The organism is Pseudomonas sp. NPDC087185, from assembly GCF_044744955.1.
GTDB lineage: Bacteria > Pseudomonadota > Gammaproteobacteria > Pseudomonadales > Pseudomonadaceae > Aquipseudomonas.
In genome coordinates this window covers 24,569-44,008 of sequence record NZ_JBIUZK010000002.1, presented here as the reverse complement: position 1 = coordinate 44,008, position 19,440 = coordinate 24,569, and the positions used below count along the sequence as shown (strand labels likewise).

The window sequence follows — 19,440 nt, the reverse complement described above, 5'->3', positions numbered from 1 at the left end:
CGAGCGAAAGATGAAACAAAGGCGGGATGTTAGCAGGGAGCAGGCACCGGGCTCCAGCAATGGCGCGAACGACACTTGTGGGAGGGCCGTGTGTCGCTGTTAAATTTGCTTACATTTCTGGAACGATAGTCCCCATGCCCGCTCAACTCAAACGCCGCCTGCTGATCTTCTTCACCTTGGTAGCGATCATCGCCCTCGCCTTCTTCGCCCATTGGTATTTCAAGGGTCGTTTCTACGAAAGCACCGACAACGCCTATGTCCAGGGCGAGATCACGCGCATTTCCAGCCAGCTCGGCGCACGGATCGACGAGGTGCGCGTGGAGGACAACCAGCCTGTGCGCAAGGGCGATCTGTTGGTGCGCCTGGAAGCTGCCGACTTCGAACTGGCCGTGGAACGCGCCCGCGCCGCCCTGGCCACCCGTGAAGCCGAGCACGTGCAAGCGCAAAGCCGCCTGACCCAACAGGGCAGCCTGATCGCCGCCGGCCAGGCCCAAGTCGCGGCCAATCAGGCAACGTTCGACCGCTCGCGCCTGGACCTCAACCGCGTCGAGAAACTGCGCAAACCGGGGTTCGTTTCCGAGCAGCAAGTCACCACCCTTTCGGCGGAAAGCCACGTTGCCGGCTCCCAGGTGGACAAGGCCCGCGCTGACCTGCAAAGCCAGCGCCAGCAGGTCAATGCACTCAGCGCCGACCTCAAGCGCCTGGATGCACAGATCGCCAACGCCCGCGCCGAACTGGCCCAGGCCGAACTTAACCTGACCCGCTGCGAGATCCGCGCCCCGATCAACGGCATCATCGGCCAGCGCAACGCCCGTAATGGCCAGGTGGTGCAGGCCGGCGCCTACCTGCTGTCGATCGTGCCCGACGAAGACATCTGGGTACAGGCCAACTTCAAGGAAACCCAGATCGGCCACATGCAGCCCGGCCAGCGCGCCGAACTGCTGTTTGACAGCTACCCCGACACGCCGATCGAAGGCCGCGTCGACAGCCTGTTCGCTGCCTCCGGCGCGCAGTTCAGCCTGCTGCCCCCCGATAACGCCACCGGCAACTTCACCAAGGTGGTGCAGCGCATCCCGGTGAAACTGACCTTCGCCGCCGACAACCCGCTGCATGGCCGTATTCGCCCGGGCATGTCGGTGAACGCCACCGTCGACCTGCGCGCAGAAGATGAAGGCCACGATGGCCGGTGATCAGCTGCTGAGGCCAACCGCGGAGCCTTCCCGGCGCGACTGGATCGCGGTGATGAGCGTGATGCTCGGCGCCTTCATGGCGGTGCTGGATATCCAGATCACCAATTCTTCGCTCAAGGACATCCAGGGCGCGCTATCAGCCACCCTGGAAGAAGGCTCGTGGATCTCCACGTCCTACCTGGTGGCCGAGATCATCATGATCCCGCTGACGGCCTGGCTGGTGCAGTTACTGTCGGCCCGCCGCCTGGCGGTGTGGGTATCGGTCGGCTTCCTGCTGTCGTCGCTGCTTTGCTCGATGGCCTGGAACCTGGAGAGCATGATCCTGTTCCGGGCCTTGCAGGGCTTCACCGGCGGCGCGCTGATCCCGCTGGCATTCACCCTGACCCTGATCAAACTGCCGGAACACCACCGCGCCAAGGGCATGGCCATGTTCGCCATGACGGCCACCTTTGCCCCCTCCATCGGCCCGACCCTGGGTGGTTGGCTGACCGAAAACTGGGGCTGGGAATATATTTTCTACATCAATATCCCGCCGGGCCTGGTGATGATTGCCGGGCTAATGTATGGGCTGGAGAAAAAAGAAGCGCACTGGGAGCTGCTCAAAAGCACCGACTACGCCGGCATCGTCACGCTGGGCGTTGGCCTGGGTTGCCTGCAGGTGTTTCTGGAGGAAGGCCACCGCAAGGACTGGCTGGAATCCAACCTGATCGTCGCCTTGGGCAGCATCGCCCTGGTCAGCCTGATCACCTTTGTCATCCTGCAGTTTTCCAAGCCCCATCCGCTGATCAACCTGCGCATCCTCGGCAACCGCAACTTTGGCCTGTCGAGCATCGCCAGCCTGGGCATGGGCGTCGGGCTGTATGGGTCGATCTACCTGTTGCCGCTGTACCTCGCGCAGATCCAGGGCTACAACGCCTTGCAAATCGGTGAGGTCATCATGTGGATGGGGGTGCCACAACTGTTCCTGATTCCGTTGGTGCCGCAACTGATGAAGGTGATATCACCCAAGATCCTGTGTGCCTTGGGCTTTTGCCTGTTCGGTGCAGCGAGCTTCGGTTCGGGGGTACTCAACCCAGACTTTGCCGGCCCCCAGTTCAACCATATCCAGATCATTCGTGCGCTGGGGCAACCGATGATCATGGTGACCATTTCGCTGATTGCCACAGCCTACATCCAGCAGCAGGATGCCGGGTCGGCGTCGAGCCTGTTCAACATCCTGCGCAACCTGGGGGGCGCCATTGGCATCGCCTTGCTCGCCACTCTGCTGGATGCACGCACCAAGGTGTATTTCGACTACCTGCGCGAAGCGGTGGTGCCGAGCAACCCGCAGGTGGCCGAGCGGCTGGCGCAGCTGGCGGAGCGGCTGGGCAATGACAATGCGGCACTGGGCAAGTTGAGCGAAATTACCCACCAGCAGGCGCAGATCATGGCCTACAACGATGCCTTCCATTTTGTCGGCATTGGGTTGGCGGTGAGCATGGTGGCGGTATTGCTGACCCGCAAATTACCAGAAGGGCTGAAGGCTGGAGAGGCTCATTGAGTTGATGCTGGCTGTACTGGCCTCTTCGCGGGACAAGCCCGCGATGAGGCCAGTGCAGGCTAGTGATAATCAGCTGGTAATCAACCGCTCCCGAAGCTGGGTGATCTCGTCACGCAATTGCGCCGCAGCCTCGAACTCCAGGTCGCGTGCAAACTGCATCATTTTCTCCTCCAGCTGTTTGATAAGCTTGGTGATCTCACCCGGCGTACGCAGCTCGGCCTCGTAGCGGGCGCTCTCCTCCGCGGCTTTAGCCATGCCCTTGCGCTTCTTGCTGCGCGCACCGGGCACGGTGGCGCCTTCCATGATGTCGGTGATGTCCTTGACGACGCCCTTGGGCACGATGCCGTTGGCTTCGTTGAAGGCAACCTGCTTCTCGCGGCGGCGCTCGGTCTCGTCGATGGCCCGCTGCATGGAACCGGTTATCTGGTCGGCATAAAGGATGGCCCGGCCGTTGAGGTTACGCGCAGCACGGCCGATGGTCTGGATCAATGAACGCTCCGACCGCAGGAAGCCTTCCTTGTCGGCGTCAAGGATCGCCACCAGCGACACTTCAGGCATGTCCAGGCCCTCGCGCAGCAGGTTGATGCCCACCAGCACATCAAAGGTGCCCAGACGCAGGTCACGGATGATTTCAACCCGCTCCACGGTGTCGATGTCCGAGTGCAGGTAGCGCACCCGCACATCGTGATCGGCCAGGTAATCGCTGAGGTCCTCGGCCATGCGCTTGGTCAGCGTGGTGGCCAGTACCCGCTCGCCCACCGCCACGCGCTTGCGGATCTCCGACAGCAGGTCGTCGACCTGGGTCAACGCCGGGCGAATCTCGACCTGAGGGTCGACCAGGCCAGTGGGGCGCACCACCTGCTCCACGACACGCCCTGCATGCTCGGCCTCATAGGGCCCCGGGGTGGCGGACACGAAAATGGTCTGCGGGCTGACCGACTCCCACTCGTCAAAGCGCATCGGCCGGTTGTCCAGCGCCGAGGGCATGCGGAAGCCGTATTCGACCAGGGTTTCCTTGCGCGAACGGTCGCCCTTGTACATCGCCCCCACCTGGGGAACGCTGACGTGGGACTCGTCGATCACCAGCAATGCATCCGCCGGCAGGTAATCGTAAAGGGTCGGCGGCGGCGCCCCGGCCGGGCGCCCGGACAGGTAGCGCGAGTAGTTTTCGATACCGTTGCAGTAGCCCAGCTCAAGGATCATCTCCAGGTCGAAGCGCGTACGTTGCTCCAGGCGCTGGGCCTCCACCAGCTTGTTGGCCTTGTGCAGGTACTCGAGGCGCTCCTTGAGCTCCTCCTTGATGCCTTCGACCGCGTCGAGCAGGGTTTCACGCGGGGTGACGTAATGGCTCTTGGGGTAGAACGTGAAGCGCGGCAACTTGCGGAAGACCTCGCCGGTCAGCGGGTCGAAGGCGGCAATGTTCTCCACTTCATCGTCGAACAGTTCGATGCGGATTGCTTCAAGGTCGGATTCGGCCGGGAACACATCGATCACATCGCCGCGCACGCGGAAGGTGGCACGGGCGAAGTCCATCTCGTTGCGGGTGTACTGCAGATCGGCCAGACGACGCAGCAACGCGCGCTGGTCGAGCTTGTCGCCGCGATCGACGTGAAGGACCATCTTCAAGTAGGTTTCGGGGCTACCCAGGCCGTAGATGCACGACACCGTGGTGACGATGATCGCATCGCGCCGTTCCAGCAGCGCCTTGGTCGCGGACAGGCGCATCTGTTCGATGTGATCGTTGATCGAAGCGTCCTTCTCGATGAACGTGTCCGACGATGGCACGTAGGCTTCGGGCTGGTAGTAGTCGTAATAGGAGACGAAATACTCCACCGCGTTGTTCGGGAAAAACGCCTTGAACTCGCCATACAGCTGCGCTGCGAGGGTCTTGTTCGGCGCCAGCACCATGGTCGGGCGCTGCACCTGCTGGATGACATTGGCGATGCTGAATGTTTTGCCCGAACCGGTCACCCCGAGGAGGGTTTGGTGCGACAGGCCCGCTTCGATCCCCTCGACCATCTGACGGATGGCCTCGGGCTGGTCGCCGGCCGGCTGGAAACGGGTGACGAGCTGGAACTCGGACATGTCGGACCTCGCGGTAACGCAGCAACTGTAAATTTAGCCAGTAGTCTATACCCAAATGCGCCCGCCCGGGGGCGGATTCAAGGCAGAGGTGTGAACGCTCATTGCGGTGGACCCGGCAATTCGACCAATGGTCGAAAAATATTTGCGCAAATCGCCGGAAAAGCTGCGCCACACTGTCGCAGTGACCGTTCGGTATCACTATACTGACTCCCCGTTTGTGCACCGCTTCAGTGCATTCGGCTGGAGCGTGTACGCCCTATCACTCTCCATTCAGAGCCAAGGTAACAATGAGCCTGTTTTCCGCTGTCGAGCTGGCACCCCGCGACCCTATTCTGGGCCTCAACGAAGCATTCAACGCCGACCCACGTACCGACAAGGTCAACCTGGGCGTGGGCGTGTACTGCAATGAGGAAGGCCGCATTCCGCTGCTGCGCGCCGTGATCGAAGCCGAAACCCAGCGTGCCGCACAGCACGCTTCGCGCGGCTACCTGCCGATCGACGGCATCGCCACCTACGACCAGGCTGTACAGAAACTGATCTTCGGCGCCGAGTCGCCACTGCTGGCCGCCGGCCGCGTGGTCACCGTGCAGGCCGTTGGCGGCACCGGTGCACTGAAGATTGGCGCCGACTTCCTCAAGCGCCTGTCGCCCGACGCCGTGGTTGCCATCAGCGACCCGAGCTGGGAAAACCACCGCGCGCTGTTCGAGACCGCTGGCTTCCCGGTACAGACCTACCGCTACTACGATGCCCCGAGCAACGACGTCAACCGCGCTGGCATGCTCGAAGACCTGAACGCCCTGCCGTCCGGCTCGATCGTCGTCCTGCACGCCTGCTGCCACAACCCGACAGGCGTCGACTTGGGCCTGGACGACTGGAAAAACGTCCTGGAAGTGGTCAAGGCCAAGGGCCACGTGCCGTTCCTCGACATGGCCTACCAGGGCTTCGGTGACGGCATCGCCGAAGACGCCTTCGCCGTGCGCCTGTTCGCCGAATCGGGCCTGGACTTCTTCGTCTCCAGCTCGTTCTCCAAGTCGTTCTCGCTGTACGGCGAGCGCGTCGGCGCGCTATCGATCGTCACCGGCAACAAGGACGAAAGCACCCGCGTGCTGTCGCAAGTCAAGCGTGTGATCCGCACCACCTACTCCAACCCGCCGACCCACGGCGCGACCATCGTCGCCACCGTGCTCAACAGCGCCGAACTGCGCCAGATGTGGGAAGCCGAGCTGGGCGAGATGCGCCAGCGGATCCACGGCATGCGCCAGCAGATGGTCAGCCTGCTGGCCGAATATGGCGCCAAGCGCGACTTCAGCTTCGTTGGCCGCCAGGCCGGCATGTTCTCCTACTCGGGCTTGACCGTCGAGCAGGTGGCGCGCCTGAAGAACGAGTTCGGCATCTACGCGCTGGACACCGGCCGCATTGCCGTTGCCGCGCTGAACCAGAGCAACATTCACGTGGTCACCAAGGCCATCGTCGAAGTACTGTAACTGCTTGATTTGGCTGGCTGATTTTCCAGGGGTGGGTTGACTTGCCCTTGGCAATCAGTAAGATATACGCAGATTCCGCGATAGCTCAGTCGGTAGAGCAAATGACTGTTAATCATTGGGTCCCTGGTTCGAGTCCAGGTCGCGGAGCCAAATTCTGAAAAACCTCCAGATGCGCAAGCACTGGAGGTTTTTTTATGCCTGCCTGATTATTTGTGCAGCGGCTCGGTCACTGGCGTGCCTTCATCCACCAGGCTCCAGACCAGCAACTTGGCAGGCTTGGTCTTGCTGGCATTACGCGAGACGCGGTGCACGGTGCCTGGCGCTTCGTACCAGTATTCACCGGCCTTGTAGGTCTTTTCCTGCTCATCATTGAGCTTCGACACCACCGCGCCCTCAAGCACATACGCCATCACGGCACCGGGATGCTGGTGAGCAGGCGATGCCTGGCCAGGCGCATAGCTGACGGTGAGCATGACGGCGTTCTTGCCGGGGGCATTGCTGGGCTGCTTCTCTTGCAGGACCTTGACCTGGTCCGCCACATCCCCATGCGCCCAGGCGCTAGGCTGCCCCATGAGCAGGCCAGCGCTGACGAGCAGGGCAACGGAAAGATTCGAGGGTTTCATAGCGGGCGTCTCCTGATTGGCGTCTGCCAGCAGGTTAGGCCCAAGGGCGCGGGTGACAAACGGCCAATTCTGGGAAAAAACAGGGGGCCGCTTCGCAGCCCCGACGCTTCAGTTGCTGCGCCCGATAAGATAGAACTGGCCATGGCTCCACACCCCGAGCCACTCCTCTCCCTCGATTTCACGCGGCACCGCCAGCTCAACCAGCTGGTAGAACACGTTGCGATGGATCAACGCCTCAAGATTGCTGCGCATAAGCACATAGGGCGAGGGCTCCTGGGTGACCGGATCGATCTCTACCCGCAACGGGTTCGCCGGGCCCGCCTCTACCTGGTCGTCGACATTGCTGGTAAAGGTCAGCACCTGATGCTCACCACTGCCTTGCACGTCCAGGGTGACGGCAACGAATGGCGCATCATCAACACGGATACCTACCTTCTCCACCGGCGTGATCAGGAAGTAGTCATCACCATCGCGTCGGATGATCGTGGAAAACAGCCGCACCATCGGCTTGCGACCTATCGGCGTGCCCAGGTAATACCAGGTCCCGTCGCGAGCGATGCGCATATCGATGTGGCCGCAGAAGTCCGGATTCCACAGATGCACCGGCGGCAGGCCCTTGTGCTTGGGGATCTGCGCCAGAAGATCGTTGGCCTTGCCGGAATCCGTCATCACACTGCCCTCACTCGCTCATGCCCAGAAGGCTACGAGCGTACTCGCGCATGGGCGCTGACAGCAAATCCTGCGGGGTGTTGTCGTGAAACGTCAACAAACCGCCACGGCTTTTGATCCGTGCAGTGTCGATCAGGTAGCGGGTGCTGGTTTCAATCAACATCATCTGCACGACGCCGGTATCCCAACCCAGACGGTCGACCGCCTGTTCGTCATACCACTCATCGCCATTGCCGATGCGGTCATCGGTGCGCGCGAATCGGGTATACAGCACGTAGTCGGCGCCCACCGAGCGCGCCTCGGCCAGCGCGTCTTCAAGGCCCAGCGGGCCCTGGGCGCGACGCACCAGCGGGAAGTACTCGACGAAACTCTTGAAGGCCTCCTCGGCCACCACGTTCTGTTTCGGCACAGGCCCTTTGCCCGGCGGCATGAAAGCACCCTGGCCGATGAAGATGAACGAATCGGGCTGCAGGCGAATCGACAGGGTGCGGCGCGTATCGCTGTGATCCAGCAGGCCGGCATCGCTCATGTGGTAACGGACGCCTTCGCCCATATCGCTGACATTCATGCAGCCGCCCAGCGCCAACAGCGCCAGCGGCAAGACCAGGCTACGCATCTTCCCTCCAGTGGCCGGTGACGAAAAACCGGCGAATAGCCGGCGGATGCAGCTTTTGCGCCAGATCAGCCGCCGATCACTTTCATCACCATCACATCACCGGCAAACGCCAGCTCCTGCTTGTCGGCCAAGGCCTTCACCAGCAACCGCTGCAGGGCGGGCAGCGCCTGGTGACGGGGCTGCTCCAACAGGTCGCCGACAAAGTGACGATTACTCGACGACAGGCAACCATGCAACCAGCCGGTGGAAGACAAGCGAAGGCGCGAGCAGGTGCGGCAGAACGGTACGCTCTCGTTGGCGATCACGCCGAAGTGGCCTTTGCCCGGGACCTGGTAACGCAGCGCGGTAGCGTCCAGCGGCGCATCGACCTGCTGATAGCCATGTTCCTGGCCAATCAGGCCCAGCAACTGATCGAGCCCCACGAATTGCTGCAGGAAGGTGTTGTGGTCACGGGCCAGATGCCCCATGCGCATCAATTCGATGAAGCGCAACTCGTAGCCACGGGCGAGGCAGTAATCGAGCATGGGCACGACCTGATCCAGGTTCTGCCCACGCATGGGCACCATGTTCACCTTGACCTGCAGGCCCATGGCACTGGCCTGCTGCATGCCCGCCAGCACACTTGCCAGGTCGCCACCGCGGGCGATGCGGCGGAACGCCTGGGGGTCGAGGGTATCGAGTGAGACATTCAGGCGGCGAATGCCCGCCGCCTGAAGTTGCGGCAGCTTGCGCGAGAGCAACTGGCCATTGGTGGTCAGGGTGATGTCCTCGAGGTCGAGCCTGGCCACTGCGACCAGAAACGCCTCCAGCCTGGGGCTGACCAATGGCTCGCCACCGGTGATGCGCAGCCGCTCGATACCGGCAGCCTCGATCAGGTAAGCAACGCCACGGGCCAGCGCCTCTGCCGACAGTTCGTCCTGCGCCGCCACCAACCGCTTGCCATTGGGCACGCAGTAGCTGCAAGCGTAGTTACAGGCAGCCGTCAGGCTGACGCGCAGGTTGCGAAAACGCCTGCCTTGACGATCGACGATCATGGATGACTCCGGCATGGATGAAACGGGGCTGGCAAAACCTGACTCAAAATTCAGGTTTTTGCAAGCCCCGCCTTCATGCCGTGTTCAGCCAAAAAAGCCGAGACGCTTCAGTTCGCGGGTTCCGGGTCGCGTTTGCGCTTGTTGCCCATGCGCACGCCAATGTCCATGAGGAACTGGAAGAAGCCTTCCTGGTCCTCCAGCACGTTGCTCCAGAACGGCGAGTGGTACAGCGCCACGGCACCGTGCACCAGCGCCCAGGCGGCGCAGTAGTGGAAGTACGGCGGCACGTCTTCGAGCTTGCCTTCGCTGATGCGGCCCTTGATCAGCTGCGTCAGCCGATCGAAGTTGGAGGCACGAATGCTGTGCAGCTCCTCGACCATCTCCGGCACCTGGTTGCCCTTGACTACCTTTTCTTCCAGGCGGTCGAACAGCCGGTAGCGCTGCGGGTCGCGCATGCGGAACTCGAAATAGGCGCGCGACAGCGCCTCCTTGTCGCGATCGACATCGGCCGAATGCAACAGCGCGTTCAAGTCGCGCTCGTAGTCGAGCATCAGGCGCAGGTAGATCTCCGCCTTGGACTTGAAGTGCTTATAGATCGTACCTTTGCCGATACCTACGGCGTCAGCGATCATCTCGACGGTGACGCTGTCTTCACCTTGTTCGAGAAACAGCTTGAGCGCAGTATCGAGGATTTCCTGTTCGCGACGGCGAAACTCACGGACCTTACGAGGTTCTTTCTGCATGGGAAGGACTGGATGACATTGAAGCGGTTTATTATGCCTAACTTGCAGCAAATTGCACGGATCATCCAACCATGTCTATGTTTCACGATGAGTTCGACCAGGCCCCGGGGCTGCGCTACCTGAACCACGCGGCTATCGCTCCCTGGCCGCGCCGGGCCTGCGAAGCAGTTGCGCGCTTCGCGCAGCACAACGTGCACCTGGGCGCCAGCGAGTACCCGACCTGGCTGGCCACCGAGCGTCGCTTGCGTGAACGGCTGGCACGCTTGATAAACGCGCCCTCCTCGGGCGATATCGCGCTGGTGAAGAACACGTCCGAGGCCCTCTCGCTGGTCGCATTCGGCCTTGACTGGCAAGCCGGTGACCAGGTGGTGATCAGCGATGAGGAGTTCCCCTCCAACCGCGTGGTGTGGGAGGCCTTGGCCGAACGCGGTGTCGAGGTGGTGCAGGCGAGCCTGGCCGGCGCCGACCCTGAGGCTTCGCTGCTGGCAGCCTGCGGCGCGCGTGCACGCCTACTGGCGGTCAGCGCCGTGCAGTTCGGCAGCGGCCTGCGCCTGGACCTGGCGCGCCTCGGCGAAGGCTGCCGGGCGCGCAACATACTCTTCTGCGTCGATGCCATCCAGCAGATCGGCGCCCTGCCCTTCGACGTGCAGCACGCTCAGTGCGATTTCGCCATGGCTGACGGCCACAAGTGGATGCTCGGCCCAGAGGGCCTGGGGCTGTTCTATTGCCGCGCCGCGTTGCGCCCGCAGCTAAGGCTCAATGCTTATGGCTGGCACATGCTGGAGCGGCTGGGTGACTTCGAGCGCCGCCAATGGCAGCCGGCACGCAGCGCGCGACGCTTCGAGTGCGGCAGCCCGAACATGCTCGGCGCCTGCGCACTGGAGGCGAGCCTGTCATTGCTTGAAGAAATCGGCATGGATGAGGTTGCCCGGCAGCTGCAGCAGCGCGTCGAGCAGCTGCACCAGGGGTTGGCGAGTATCCCCGGCGTGCACCTGTACAGCCCGGGCAAGCCAGAGCGCCGCGCGGGCATCGTCACATTCGGTATTTCGGGGCTGAACAGCGCCGACATCTATCGAACCTTGATCGCCGACCGGACCATTTGCGCACTGCGCGGGCCAGGTGTGCGGTTCTCACCGCATTTCTACACCGATGAGCGACTTATCGACGAAGCTATCCAGCAAATAAGGCGCCTGGCCATGCATTGAGGAAGGATGCGACCCCTGACGTATTCCAAATCTGTTTAAAAAACGATCAACACACACTGGCACTGCGCCAAACCTGACCAATACTTGAAGTGTTGGCGCGACGCATCCCCCCCAGTGGCGCGCCGATAAAGGTGCTCAGGGACCGCGTACCTTTGTTTTACTCCTAATGGTCTTAACCCGGATTCCTCCCCCAGAACCCGGGTTTTTTTTGCCCTCGACACTGCAATGGCGGCTACTCAGGCAACGCGTGCCAGCGGGAACAAGCGCTTGAAGTTGGCGGTGGTCTGCTCGGCCAACTGCGCGTAACTCACGCCACGCAGCGACGCCACATATTCGGCAACCTCACGTACGTACTGCGGCAGGTTCGGCTTGCCACGGTACGGAATCGGCGCCAGGTAGGGTGAATCGGTCTCCACCAGCAAGCGGTCAACCGGCACCTGCCGCGCCACCTCGCGCAAAGCGTCGGCATTGCGGAAGGTAACGATGCCGGAGAGCGAGATGTAGTAGCCCAGGTCCAGGGCTGCCTTGGCCATGTCCCAGTCTTCGGTGAAGCAGTGCAGCACACCGGCCTGGGGCAGATTGGCCTCGCGCAGCAGCGCCAGGGTGTCGGCCCTGGCCGCACGGGTATGCACGATCACCGGCTTGCCGGTCTGGCGCGAGGCTTCCAGGTGCAGGCGGAACGATGCCTGCTGCAGCTCCGCGGCCTCCGGCTCGTAATGGTAGTCCAGCCCGGTTTCGCCGATCGCGACGACATGCGGGTGCGCCAGTTCGCGCAACAGCCATTCGAGCGCCGGCGTTTCGCCCGGGGCCAGGTCGAGGGGGTGCACGCCGACTGAGCAATCGACATCAGCGTATTGCTCGCTCAGGGCCTTGACTGCGCCGGCATTCTCGGCGCTCACGCCAATGCACAGAAAATGCCCGACCCCACGCTCGCGGGCCGCCTGGAGGGCGGCATCGAGGGAGCCCTGGTAGGCACTGAGGTCAAGACGGTCGAGGTGGCAATGGGAATCTACGAGCATGGGAGACGGCACACATGAAGAAATGGAAAATCAGCGGGAACCCGGCAACTGCACCCAATGGGCAAGCAAGGCCTCCAGCAACAGGACGCGGTTGAGGTTGGCCTTGCCCAGCACCTTCTGGCGCTGCGCGAGGATCCACGCCTGAACCTCGAGCACCTTGGCCTGCCGGCTCTTCTGCGCCAGGTATTGCAGCACCTTGCGCATGTCGGCCAAGCCTAGCCCGTCCTCATCCTGGGTCAACTGATAGCGCAAGATGAGGTGCGACCAGTCGCAAAACCAATCGAACAACAGCAACAACGGCACGCTGCCCCAGGCTTCGGCCAACTGAGTGGGCGATTGCTGCTGCTTGAGCAACTTCTTCACCCCGTCAGTCACCAGCGCTCGCTGCTCGCGCACGCCCTGGGCCTGCAGCTTCAGCGCCATCAACGGTGAACCGGCGGCCAGGGTCAACAGTTCGTCGCGCTCGGCCTCGTCACTGTCGGCCAACGCCGTCGCCAGCCAGGCCTGACTCTCGGCCAGGCGGGGCTGCGGACAGGTGACTTGTTGGCAACGGCTCTTGATGGTCGGCAGCAAACGGCTGGGTTGGTGACTGACCAGCAGCAGCACGGTATTGCCGGACGGCTCCTCCAAGCTCTTGAGCAGGGCGTTGGAAGCATTGACGTTCATCGCCTCCACCGGCTCGATCAAAATCACCTTACGCCCGCCAAGCTGCGCCGTCTGCACCACAAAGGAGACCAGCTCGCGCACCTGGTCGACCTTGATGGGCTTTTCAGCCTCTTCCGGCTCCAGCACGAAGTTGTCCGGGTGGCTGCCAGCGCTGAGCAACATGCAGGACTTGCACTGCCCACAGGCATCCAGCCCCATTGGCTGCTGGCACAGCAGCCGGGCCATCAGGCGCTCGGCCAGGGCGCGCTTGCCGATACCCTGCGGCCCGTGCAGCAGGTAGGCGTGGGCATGCTGGGCACGCCCGGCCAACTGCTGCCACAGGGCCTGCTGCCAGGGGTAGGCTTCAGCCACGGCAACGCTCCAGGATGCGTGGCAACAGCGCATCGATGGCACGCTGCACGGCGTCCAGCGGCTGCGCGGCGTCCAGCAGTTCGTAGCGCTGCGGCTCGCGCTGGGCGCGCTGCAAATAGGCCTGGCGCACCGCCTCGAAGAAGGCCTGGCCTTCCTGCTCGAAACGATCCAGACGACCGCGTGCGGCTGCCCGGGCCAGGCCGACTTCCACCGGCAGGTCGAACACCAGGGTCAGGTCGGGGCGCAAGTCGCCCTGAACGAATTGCTCCAGCGTGGCGATACGCTCCACCGACAAGCCCCGACCACCGCCCTGGTAGGCATACGTGGCATCGGTGAAACGATCGCACAGCACCACCGCGCCGCGGGCCAGTGCGGGGCGGATGACCTGCGCCAGGTGCTGGGCACGTGCGGCAAATACCAGCAGCAGCTCGGTGTCGGCTGCCATCACTTCATCGCTGGGTGCCAGCAGCAGCTCGCGGACCTTCTCGGCCAGCGGCGTGCCGCCGGGCTCGCGCGTCAGCACTACATCCAGCCCCTGCTCGCGCAGACGCGCGGCCAGGTAATCGCGGTTGGTGCTTTTGCCCGCGCCTTCGGGGCCTTCCAGGGTAATAAACAAGCCGCTCACAGGCAGTCCTTAATGTTGTTCGTCAGGCGCTGGCGTTTCGGCCGGCGCGGGTTCGCTGGCCGGCGCCGGGTCCTGCACAGAGGGTTCGGGCAACGCTTCAGACGGCGCGCCCTGCGTATCCGGCTGAGCCTGCGGGGCCGGGCTGGAGCGATAGTCCGCGCGCCGTTTGAGCTGAAACTCGCGCACCGCCGAATTGTGATCATCCAGGTCGTCGGAGAACACGTGGCTGCCATCGCCTCGGGCGACAAAGTACAGGCTGGTGCCATCGGACGGGTTGAGCGCGGCGTGGATTGCTTCGCGCCCAACCATGGCGATCGGCGTCGGCGGCAGGCCGGCGATGGTATAGGTGTTGTAGGGGGTTGGCTCACGCAGGTCGGCACGGGTGATCCGGCCGTTGTAGCGCTCGCCCATGCCGTAGATGACCGTTGGGTCGGTCTGCAGCATCATGCCCAGGCGCAGGCGGCGGACGAATACGCCAGCGATCTGCCCGCGCTCCTGGGGGATGCCAGTCTCTTTCTCGACCAGCGAGGCCATGATCAGCGCCTGATAAGGGTCACGGTAAGGCAGGTCGGTGGTGCGCTCGGCCCACTCCTTCGCCAGCACCTCGTCCAGGCGCATATAGGCCTGCTGCAGCAACTCTGCATCACTCATGCCCCGCACGAAGCGGTAAGTGTCGGGGAAGAAGCGGCCCTCCGGGAACACCCCGGTATGGCCCAGCTTGTCCATGACCTCCGAATCGGAAAGGCCGTCGAGGGTGTGCTTGATCTTCTCATGCTTGGCAATCGCTGAACGCACTTGGCGGAAGGTCCAGCCCTCGACCAGGGTCAGGTTGTACTGCACCACATCGGCACGGCGCCAGGCGTCGAACAGGTCTTCCACGGTCATGCCGGGCGTAACGCGATATTCGCCGGTCTTCAGTGGCGTGCCGGCCATGTTGAAGCGCCAATACAAACGCAGCCAGAAGGCGTCATCGAGCAACCCCTCGCTTTGCATGCGGTAGAACATGCGATTGGGGTTGGTGCCATTGGGCACGTCGAGCAGGCGCTCCTGCGTCACGTGCAGGGGCTGCTCGAGCACCGAGTTGACCTTCCAGGCCGACCAGCCCAATGCCAGGCCGGCCAGGATCAAACTGATTTCCAGCAGCAGCAGGAATTTGCGTCTCACGAATTCAGGTATCCAGTAACGTACGGGCAACGGCCTGCAGTTTACGGGTGAGCGGGCCCGGCGACCAGTTCAGGTTCAGCGCGGGGATGCCTTGCACAGGCCAGACACCATAGACGCTATTGCAGACAAACACTTCGTCCGCCTGCGCCAGCTCGTCGAATGGCACGTCACGCACCTGCACCGAGATGCCCAGTGCCTGCGCCTGCTCCAGCAAAGCGCCACGCATGACCCCGGCAACGCCGCAGCGGCGCAGGTCAGCGGTCAGCAGCACGCCGTCGCGCACCAGGAAAAGGTTGCTGTAAACGCCTTCGACCACCCTGCCCTGCCCATCACACATCAGCCCCTCGGCATGTTCGCTGTCTTGCCATTCGGCACGAGCCAGCACCTGCTCCAGGCGGTTGAGGTGTTTGAGGCCAGCGAGCAAGGGTTGTTCCCCAAGCCGTGTCTGGCACGCAAATAGACGCACGCCGTGCTCGGCATGTTCGACAGGATAGGTGGGCAGTGGGCTGCCCTGAAGGATGCGCCGCGGCGCCGCACCGGCAACCGGAGCGTAGCCCCGCTGGCTGTCGCCACGGGTGAGGATGAGCTTGGCGACACCGCCACCCAGCAGGCTCGCATAACGCAGGATTTCATCGCGGACCAGCGCCAGGTCGGCGTCGATTGCCAGGCGCTGGCAACCCAGCGCCAGGCGCGCCAGGTGGCCGTCCAGCAAGCTGGGCCGGCCACCCCGCACGGCGATGGTCTCGAACAGGCCATCGCCGTAGGCCAGGCCGCGGTTCTGCAGGTTGACTGCAGTCGCAGGCTGGCCGTCGATCCAGCTGTGCATCAACCGGCGAACCGGCGGAACACCAGCGAGCCGTTGGTGCCACCAAAGCCGAACGAGTTGGACAGCACCACGTCGATCGGCATGCTGCGGGCTTCATGCGGCACGAAGTCCAGGTCGCAACCGTCGTCCGGCTCGTCCAGGTTGATGGTCGGCGGCGCCATCTGGCTGTTGATTGCCAGCACGCTGAAGATTGCCTCTACCGCACCGGCCGCACCCAGCAGGTGGCCAGTCATCGACTTGGTCGAACTGACCGCAAGCGTGTAGGCGTGCTCGCCGAACACGCGCTTGATCGCCGCGACTTCGGCGATGTCGCCAGCCGGGGTCGACGTGCCGTGGGCGTTGATGTAGCTGACTTCATTCGGCTGAATGCCAGCATCGCGCAGGGCGTTGGCCATGCAGCGGGCCGCGCCTTCACCGCTGTCGGGCGGCGATGTCATGTGGTAGGCGTCGCCGCTCATGCCAAAGCCAACCAGCTCGGCATAGATAGTCGCACCACGGGCCTGGGCGTGCTCCAGCTCTTCGAGCACCAGCGCACCGGCGCCGTCGGAGAGCACGAAGCCATCCCTGCCCTTGTCCCACGGACGGCTGGCACGGGTTGGCTCATCGTTGCGGGTCGACAGCGCGCGCGAGGCACCGAAACCGCCCATGCCCAGACCACAGGCCGCCATTTCGGCACCGCCGGCGATCATCACGTCGGCTTCACCGTAAGCGATGTTGCGCGCGGCCATGCCAATGCAGTGAGTACCGGTGGTACACGCCGTGGCGATGGCGTAGTTCGGCCCCTGCAGCCCCAGGTGGATCGACAGGAAACCGGAGATCATGTTGATGATCGAGCCCGGCACGAAGAATGGCGAAATACGGCGCGGACCTTGCTCATGCAGGGTGCGGCTGGTTTCTTCGATGTTGGTCAGGCCACCAATGCCCGAGCCCATGGCCACGCCGATGCGCTCACGGTTGGCGTCGGTGACTTCCAGGCCGGCGTTGCGGACCGCCTGGAACCCGGCCGCCAGGCCGTACTGAATGAACAGGTCTAGTTTGCGAGCTTCCTTGGCCGACAGGTACTGCTCGACCTCGAAGCCCTTCACCGAGCCGCCAAAACGGGTGGAGTAGGCAGACAGGTCCGTGTGTTCGATCGGACCAATGCCACTGCGGCCAGCCAGAATGCCCTGCCAGGTGCTCGGTACATCGGTACCCAGTGGCGACAGCATACCCATACCGGTGACCACGACGCGTCTACGCGACACAGTACTCTCCTTTGTCTAATAACAGAGTCTCTTGCCATTGCATTCAGGCAATGGAATGAAATGGCAACAGGCTCTCGAAGCCCGCGGATCGAAGCAGGGCCTTCGCAAAGAAAAAACCGCACGCCGGTAAAGGCAGTGCGGTTTTTCTCGTCAAGAAGCGACGACTACAGCGTCTTAGGCCTTGTGGCTGTTGACGTAGTCGATTGCAGCTTGAACGGTAGTGATCTTCTCGGCTTCTTCGTCAGGGATTTCGGTCTCGAATTCCTCTTCCAGAGCCATCACCAGCTCAACGGTGTCAAGCGAATCGGCACCCAGGTCATCGACGAAGGACTTCTCGTTGGTCACTTCCTCTTCCTTGACGCCCAGTTGCTCGGCGACGATTTTCTTGACGCGTTCTTCGATGGTGCTCATACCTAGTTTTCACTCCTAATGGACATATGTCAGGCAGCTGGCCGGTGACCAAGTTTATAGAAAGACGTTCGCTTTTCAAGCGGAACACACCTTCAGTTCAGTCACCCGACCCTCTGTCCGGAATCTGGTTGCAGCTTTATAACGGATTTTAGGCTCGGAGTATGACTCTTTTTTTAAGCAATCCGTCACATTGAGTTGCAGTGTTACATGTACATCCCGCCATTGACCGGCACGGTGGCGCCGGTCACATAGGCTGCGCCGTCGGATGCCAGGAACGAAACCACCTTGGCGATTTCGTCCGCCTGGCCCAGGCGCCCCAGCGGAATCTGGGTCTGCAGGGCTTCGCGCTGCGCTTCTGGCAGCTCGCGGGTCATGTCGGTATCAATGAAGCCCGGGGTCACCGAGTTTACGGTGATGCCACGCGAGCCCACCTCACGCGCCAAGGCGCGGCTGAAGCCTTCCAGGCCGGCCTTGGCGGCCGCGTAGTTGGCCTGACCGGCGTTGCCCATGGCACCCACGACCGAGCCGATGCTGATGATACGACCCCAACGCGCCTTGGTCATGCCACGCAGCACGCCCTTGGACAAACGGTAGAGGCTGTTCAGGTTGGTGTCGATCACGTCGAACCACTCGTCGTCCTTCATGCGCAGCATGAGGTTGTCACGGGTGATGCCGGCATTGTTGACCAGAATGGTCGGCGCGCCGAACTGCTCGCCAATGGCGCCCAGTACTGCTTCGACGGATTCGGCGCTGGTCACGTTCAGCTCCATGCCGGTGCCGGTGATGCCGTGCTCCTTGAGGGTAGCGGCGATGCGTTCGGCGCCGGAGGCCGAGGTCGCGGTACCGATCACGGTCGCGCCCTGGCGGCCCAGCTCGAGGGCGATGGCCTGGCCGATACCACGGCTGGCGCCGGTAACCAGTGCAACTTTACCTTGCAGGCTCATGCAAGCTTCTCCAATTCAGGCCAGCGCCGCGCGGGTGGCGGCGACGGCGTCAGGGGTATTGAGGTTGTAGGTGGTCACGCCGTCGGCGCAACGCTTGTTCAGGCCCGCCAGGACTTTGCCCGGGCCGCACTCGACCAGGTTGACCGCACCGTTTGCGGCGAGGGTCTGCACGCACTCGACCCAGCGTACCGGTTGGTACAGCTGCGCCAGCAAGTCGTGCTTGAGCGCATCGAGGTCGGCGGCAATGGCAGCGGTGACGTTCTGCACCACCGGGATCTGCGGCGCCTTCCACTCGATGGCGTTGACGTGCTCGGCGAAACGCTCGGCAGCCGGCTTCATCAGGGCACAGTGCGACGGTACGCTGACCGCCAGTGGCAGGGCGCGCTTGGCACCGGCCTCTTTGCACAGTTCCATGGCACGGTCGACCGCAGCCTTGTTGCCGGCAATCACAACCTGGCCCGGCGAGTTGAAGTTCACCGCGCTGACCACTTCATCTTCGGCCGCCTTGGCACAGATCTCGACCACCACGGCGTCGTCCAGGCCGAGGATCGCGGCCATGGCACCGTGACCGGCCGGCACGGCTTCCTGCATCAGCTGACCGCGACGCTCGACCAGGCGAACGGCGTCTTTCAATGCCAGGCTGCCAGCGGCGACCAGGGCACTGTATTCACCCAGGCTATGGCCGGCAACGAAGGCCGGCTGCGCACCACCCTCTTCCAGCCACAGGCGCCACAGCGCGATGGAGGCGGTGAGAATCGCAGGCTGGGTCTTGTCGGTTTGATTGAGTTGCTCTTCCGGACCTTCCTGGACCAGTTTCCACAGGTCGTAGCCCAAAGCTTCGGACGCTTCCTTGAAGGTCTCGACGATCACCGGCTTATCGGCGCCGAGTTCCTTGAGCATGCCCAGCGACTGGGAACCTTGACCGGGGAAGACGAATGCGAGGGATGCAGACATTGAACAAGCCCTTATGATCTTGTCGTCGGATAGGGTGCGCCAAGCCC

Annotated in this window: 19 protein-coding genes and 1 tRNA gene; 5 read left to right on the top strand and 15 right to left on the bottom strand. The window is 62.9% G+C overall.

Annotation, left to right across the window (positions count from 1 at the left end; genetic code table 11):
• Positions 1 to 134: 134 nt before the first annotated feature.
• Both ACIPIJ_RS05480 and ACIPIJ_RS05475 read left to right on the top strand, forming a co-directional pair.
• Complete coding sequence (locus ACIPIJ_RS05480; RefSeq protein ID WP_401073552.1) at positions 135 to 1,190, top strand: HlyD family secretion protein; 1,056 nt, start codon at positions 135 to 137, stop codon at positions 1,188 to 1,190.
• Positions 1,191 to 1,239: 49 nt separating this feature from the next.
• Positions 1,240 to 2,730: an MDR family MFS transporter gene (locus ACIPIJ_RS05475; protein WP_401075688.1), complete on the top strand. Its 1,491-nt coding sequence runs from the start codon at positions 1,240 to 1,242 to the stop codon at positions 2,728 to 2,730.
• Between the two features lie 69 nt (positions 2,731 to 2,799).
• Here the strand turns inward: ACIPIJ_RS05475 and uvrB are convergent, their stop codons facing one another.
• Positions 2,800 to 4,815: an excinuclease ABC subunit UvrB gene (gene uvrB / locus ACIPIJ_RS05470; protein ID WP_401073549.1), complete on the bottom strand. Its 2,016-nt coding sequence runs from the start codon at positions 4,813 to 4,815 to the stop codon at positions 2,800 to 2,802.
• 287 nt (positions 4,816 to 5,102) lie between these two features.
• Here uvrB and ACIPIJ_RS05465 point away from each other — a divergent pair, with 287 nt between their 5' ends.
• Both ACIPIJ_RS05465 and ACIPIJ_RS05460 read left to right on the top strand, forming a co-directional pair.
• Complete coding sequence (locus tag ACIPIJ_RS05465; protein WP_401073546.1) at positions 5,103 to 6,299, top strand: amino acid aminotransferase; 1,197 nt, start codon at positions 5,103 to 5,105, stop codon at positions 6,297 to 6,299.
• 74 nt (positions 6,300 to 6,373) lie between these two features.
• Positions 6,374 to 6,449 (top strand) — tRNA-Asn (locus ACIPIJ_RS05460).
• 56 nt (positions 6,450 to 6,505) lie between these two features.
• Here ACIPIJ_RS05460 and ACIPIJ_RS05455 read toward each other — a convergent pair.
• The 5 genes from ACIPIJ_RS05455 to ACIPIJ_RS05435 all read right to left on the bottom strand — a co-directional run bounded on the left by ACIPIJ_RS05455 (position 6,506) and on the right by ACIPIJ_RS05435 (position 9,984).
• The gene (locus tag ACIPIJ_RS05455; protein WP_401073543.1) at positions 6,506 to 6,922 is read right to left on the bottom strand and encodes a cupin domain-containing protein; all 417 of its coding nucleotides are present in this window, start codon (positions 6,920 to 6,922) and stop codon (positions 6,506 to 6,508) included.
• Positions 6,923 to 7,030: 108 nt separating this feature from the next.
• Positions 7,031 to 7,591 carry a DUF1285 domain-containing protein gene (locus tag ACIPIJ_RS05450; protein ID WP_401073541.1) on the bottom strand — a complete coding sequence of 187 codons (561 nt, stop codon included), beginning with the start codon at positions 7,589 to 7,591 and terminating at the stop codon, positions 7,031 to 7,033.
• 10 nt (positions 7,592 to 7,601) lie between these two features.
• Positions 7,602 to 8,207 (bottom strand): DUF4823 domain-containing protein, encoded by a 606-nt coding sequence (locus tag ACIPIJ_RS05445; RefSeq protein ID WP_401073539.1) that lies wholly within the window; start codon positions 8,205 to 8,207, stop codon positions 7,602 to 7,604.
• Positions 8,208 to 8,272: 65 nt separating this feature from the next.
• Positions 8,273 to 9,241 (bottom strand): GTP 3',8-cyclase MoaA, encoded by a 969-nt coding sequence (locus ACIPIJ_RS05440; protein WP_401073536.1) that lies wholly within the window; start codon positions 9,239 to 9,241, stop codon positions 8,273 to 8,275.
• Between the two features lie 107 nt (positions 9,242 to 9,348).
• Entirely contained in the window at positions 9,349 to 9,984 is a 636-nt protein-coding gene (locus tag ACIPIJ_RS05435) for a TetR/AcrR family transcriptional regulator (RefSeq protein WP_046786550.1), read from the bottom strand.
• A 71-nt stretch (positions 9,985 to 10,055) separates the two neighbouring features.
• On the opposite strand from ACIPIJ_RS05435, the gene ACIPIJ_RS05430 reads away from it, so the two are divergent.
• On the top strand, positions 10,056 to 11,189 hold the full coding sequence (locus ACIPIJ_RS05430; protein ID WP_401073533.1) for an aminotransferase class V-fold PLP-dependent enzyme: 1,134 nt from the start codon (positions 10,056 to 10,058) through the stop codon (positions 11,187 to 11,189).
• Positions 11,190 to 11,425: 236 nt separating this feature from the next.
• Here the strand turns inward: ACIPIJ_RS05430 and ACIPIJ_RS05425 are convergent, their stop codons facing one another.
• The 9 genes from ACIPIJ_RS05425 to fabD all read right to left on the bottom strand — a co-directional run bounded on the left by ACIPIJ_RS05425 (position 11,426) and on the right by fabD (position 19,393).
• A complete protein-coding gene (locus ACIPIJ_RS05425) occupies positions 11,426 to 12,208 on the bottom strand; it encodes a TatD family hydrolase (protein WP_401073530.1) in 783 nt (260 codons plus the stop codon).
• Positions 12,209 to 12,238: 30 nt separating this feature from the next.
• A complete protein-coding gene (locus tag ACIPIJ_RS05420; RefSeq protein ID WP_401073527.1) occupies positions 12,239 to 13,225 on the bottom strand; it encodes a DNA polymerase III subunit delta' in 987 nt (328 codons plus the stop codon).
• Positions 13,218 to 13,850 (bottom strand): dTMP kinase, encoded by a 633-nt coding sequence (tmk, locus tag ACIPIJ_RS05415; protein ID WP_401073525.1) that lies wholly within the window; start codon positions 13,848 to 13,850, stop codon positions 13,218 to 13,220. The genes ACIPIJ_RS05420 and tmk overlap by 8 nt, the downstream gene beginning before the upstream one ends.
• A 9-nt stretch (positions 13,851 to 13,859) precedes the next feature.
• Positions 13,860 to 15,014, bottom strand: a complete 1,155-nt coding sequence (gene mltG, locus ACIPIJ_RS05410) for an endolytic transglycosylase MltG (RefSeq protein WP_401073522.1) — start codon at positions 15,012 to 15,014, stop codon at positions 13,860 to 13,862.
• A gap of 4 nt (positions 15,015 to 15,018) precedes the next feature.
• Positions 15,019 to 15,840 (bottom strand): aminodeoxychorismate lyase, encoded by an 822-nt coding sequence (pabC, locus tag ACIPIJ_RS05405; protein ID WP_401073520.1) that lies wholly within the window; start codon positions 15,838 to 15,840, stop codon positions 15,019 to 15,021.
• The gene (gene fabF / locus ACIPIJ_RS05400; protein WP_401073517.1) at positions 15,840 to 17,084 is read right to left on the bottom strand and encodes a beta-ketoacyl-ACP synthase II; all 1,245 of its coding nucleotides are present in this window, start codon (positions 17,082 to 17,084) and stop codon (positions 15,840 to 15,842) included. Before fabF ends, pabC begins: the two co-directional genes overlap by 1 nt.
• Before the next feature lie 174 nt (positions 17,085 to 17,258).
• Positions 17,259 to 17,495 carry an acyl carrier protein gene (acpP, locus tag ACIPIJ_RS05395; RefSeq protein ID WP_008096410.1) on the bottom strand — a complete coding sequence of 79 codons (237 nt, stop codon included), beginning with the start codon at positions 17,493 to 17,495 and terminating at the stop codon, positions 17,259 to 17,261.
• A gap of 203 nt (positions 17,496 to 17,698) precedes the next feature.
• Entirely contained in the window at positions 17,699 to 18,439 is a 741-nt protein-coding gene (gene fabG, locus ACIPIJ_RS05390; protein ID WP_387527323.1) for a 3-oxoacyl-ACP reductase FabG, read from the bottom strand.
• 15 nt (positions 18,440 to 18,454) lie between these two features.
• Positions 18,455 to 19,393, bottom strand: a complete 939-nt coding sequence (fabD, locus tag ACIPIJ_RS05385; protein WP_401073515.1) for an ACP S-malonyltransferase — start codon at positions 19,391 to 19,393, stop codon at positions 18,455 to 18,457.
• Between the last annotated feature and the right edge of the window lie 47 nt (positions 19,394 to 19,440).

Coding starts and splice junctions, on each gene's coding strand:
- ACIPIJ_RS05480 (WP_401073552.1), top strand. CDS start 135: ATGCCCGCTCAACTCAAACGCCGCCTGCTGATCTTCTTCACCTTGGTA.
- uvrB (WP_401073549.1), bottom strand. CDS start 4,815: ATGTCCGAGTTCCAGCTCGTCACCCGTTTCCAGCCGGCCGGCGACCAG.
- ACIPIJ_RS05465 (WP_401073546.1), top strand. CDS start 5,103: ATGAGCCTGTTTTCCGCTGTCGAGCTGGCACCCCGCGACCCTATTCTG.
- ACIPIJ_RS05455 (WP_401073543.1), bottom strand. CDS start 6,922: ATGAAACCCTCGAATCTTTCCGTTGCCCTGCTCGTCAGCGCTGGCCTG.
- ACIPIJ_RS05450 (WP_401073541.1), bottom strand. CDS start 7,591: ATGACGGATTCCGGCAAGGCCAACGATCTTCTGGCGCAGATCCCCAAG.
- ACIPIJ_RS05445 (WP_401073539.1), bottom strand. CDS start 8,207: ATGCGTAGCCTGGTCTTGCCGCTGGCGCTGTTGGCGCTGGGCGGCTGC.
- ACIPIJ_RS05440 (WP_401073536.1), bottom strand. CDS start 9,241: ATGATCGTCGATCGTCAAGGCAGGCGTTTTCGCAACCTGCGCGTCAGC.
- ACIPIJ_RS05435 (WP_046786550.1), bottom strand. CDS start 9,984: ATGCAGAAAGAACCTCGTAAGGTCCGTGAGTTTCGCCGTCGCGAACAG.
- ACIPIJ_RS05430 (WP_401073533.1), top strand. CDS start 10,056: ATGTCTATGTTTCACGATGAGTTCGACCAGGCCCCGGGGCTGCGCTAC.
- ACIPIJ_RS05425 (WP_401073530.1), bottom strand. CDS start 12,208: ATGCTCGTAGATTCCCATTGCCACCTCGACCGTCTTGACCTCAGTGCC.
- pabC (WP_401073520.1), bottom strand. CDS start 15,840: ATGCACAGCTGGATCGACGGCCAGCCTGCGACTGCAGTCAACCTGCAG.
- acpP (WP_008096410.1), bottom strand. CDS start 17,495: ATGAGCACCATCGAAGAACGCGTCAAGAAAATCGTCGCCGAGCAACTG.
- fabG (WP_387527323.1), bottom strand. CDS start 18,439: ATGAGCCTGCAAGGTAAAGTTGCACTGGTTACCGGCGCCAGCCGTGGT.
- fabD (WP_401073515.1), bottom strand. CDS start 19,393: ATGTCTGCATCCCTCGCATTCGTCTTCCCCGGTCAAGGTTCCCAGTCG.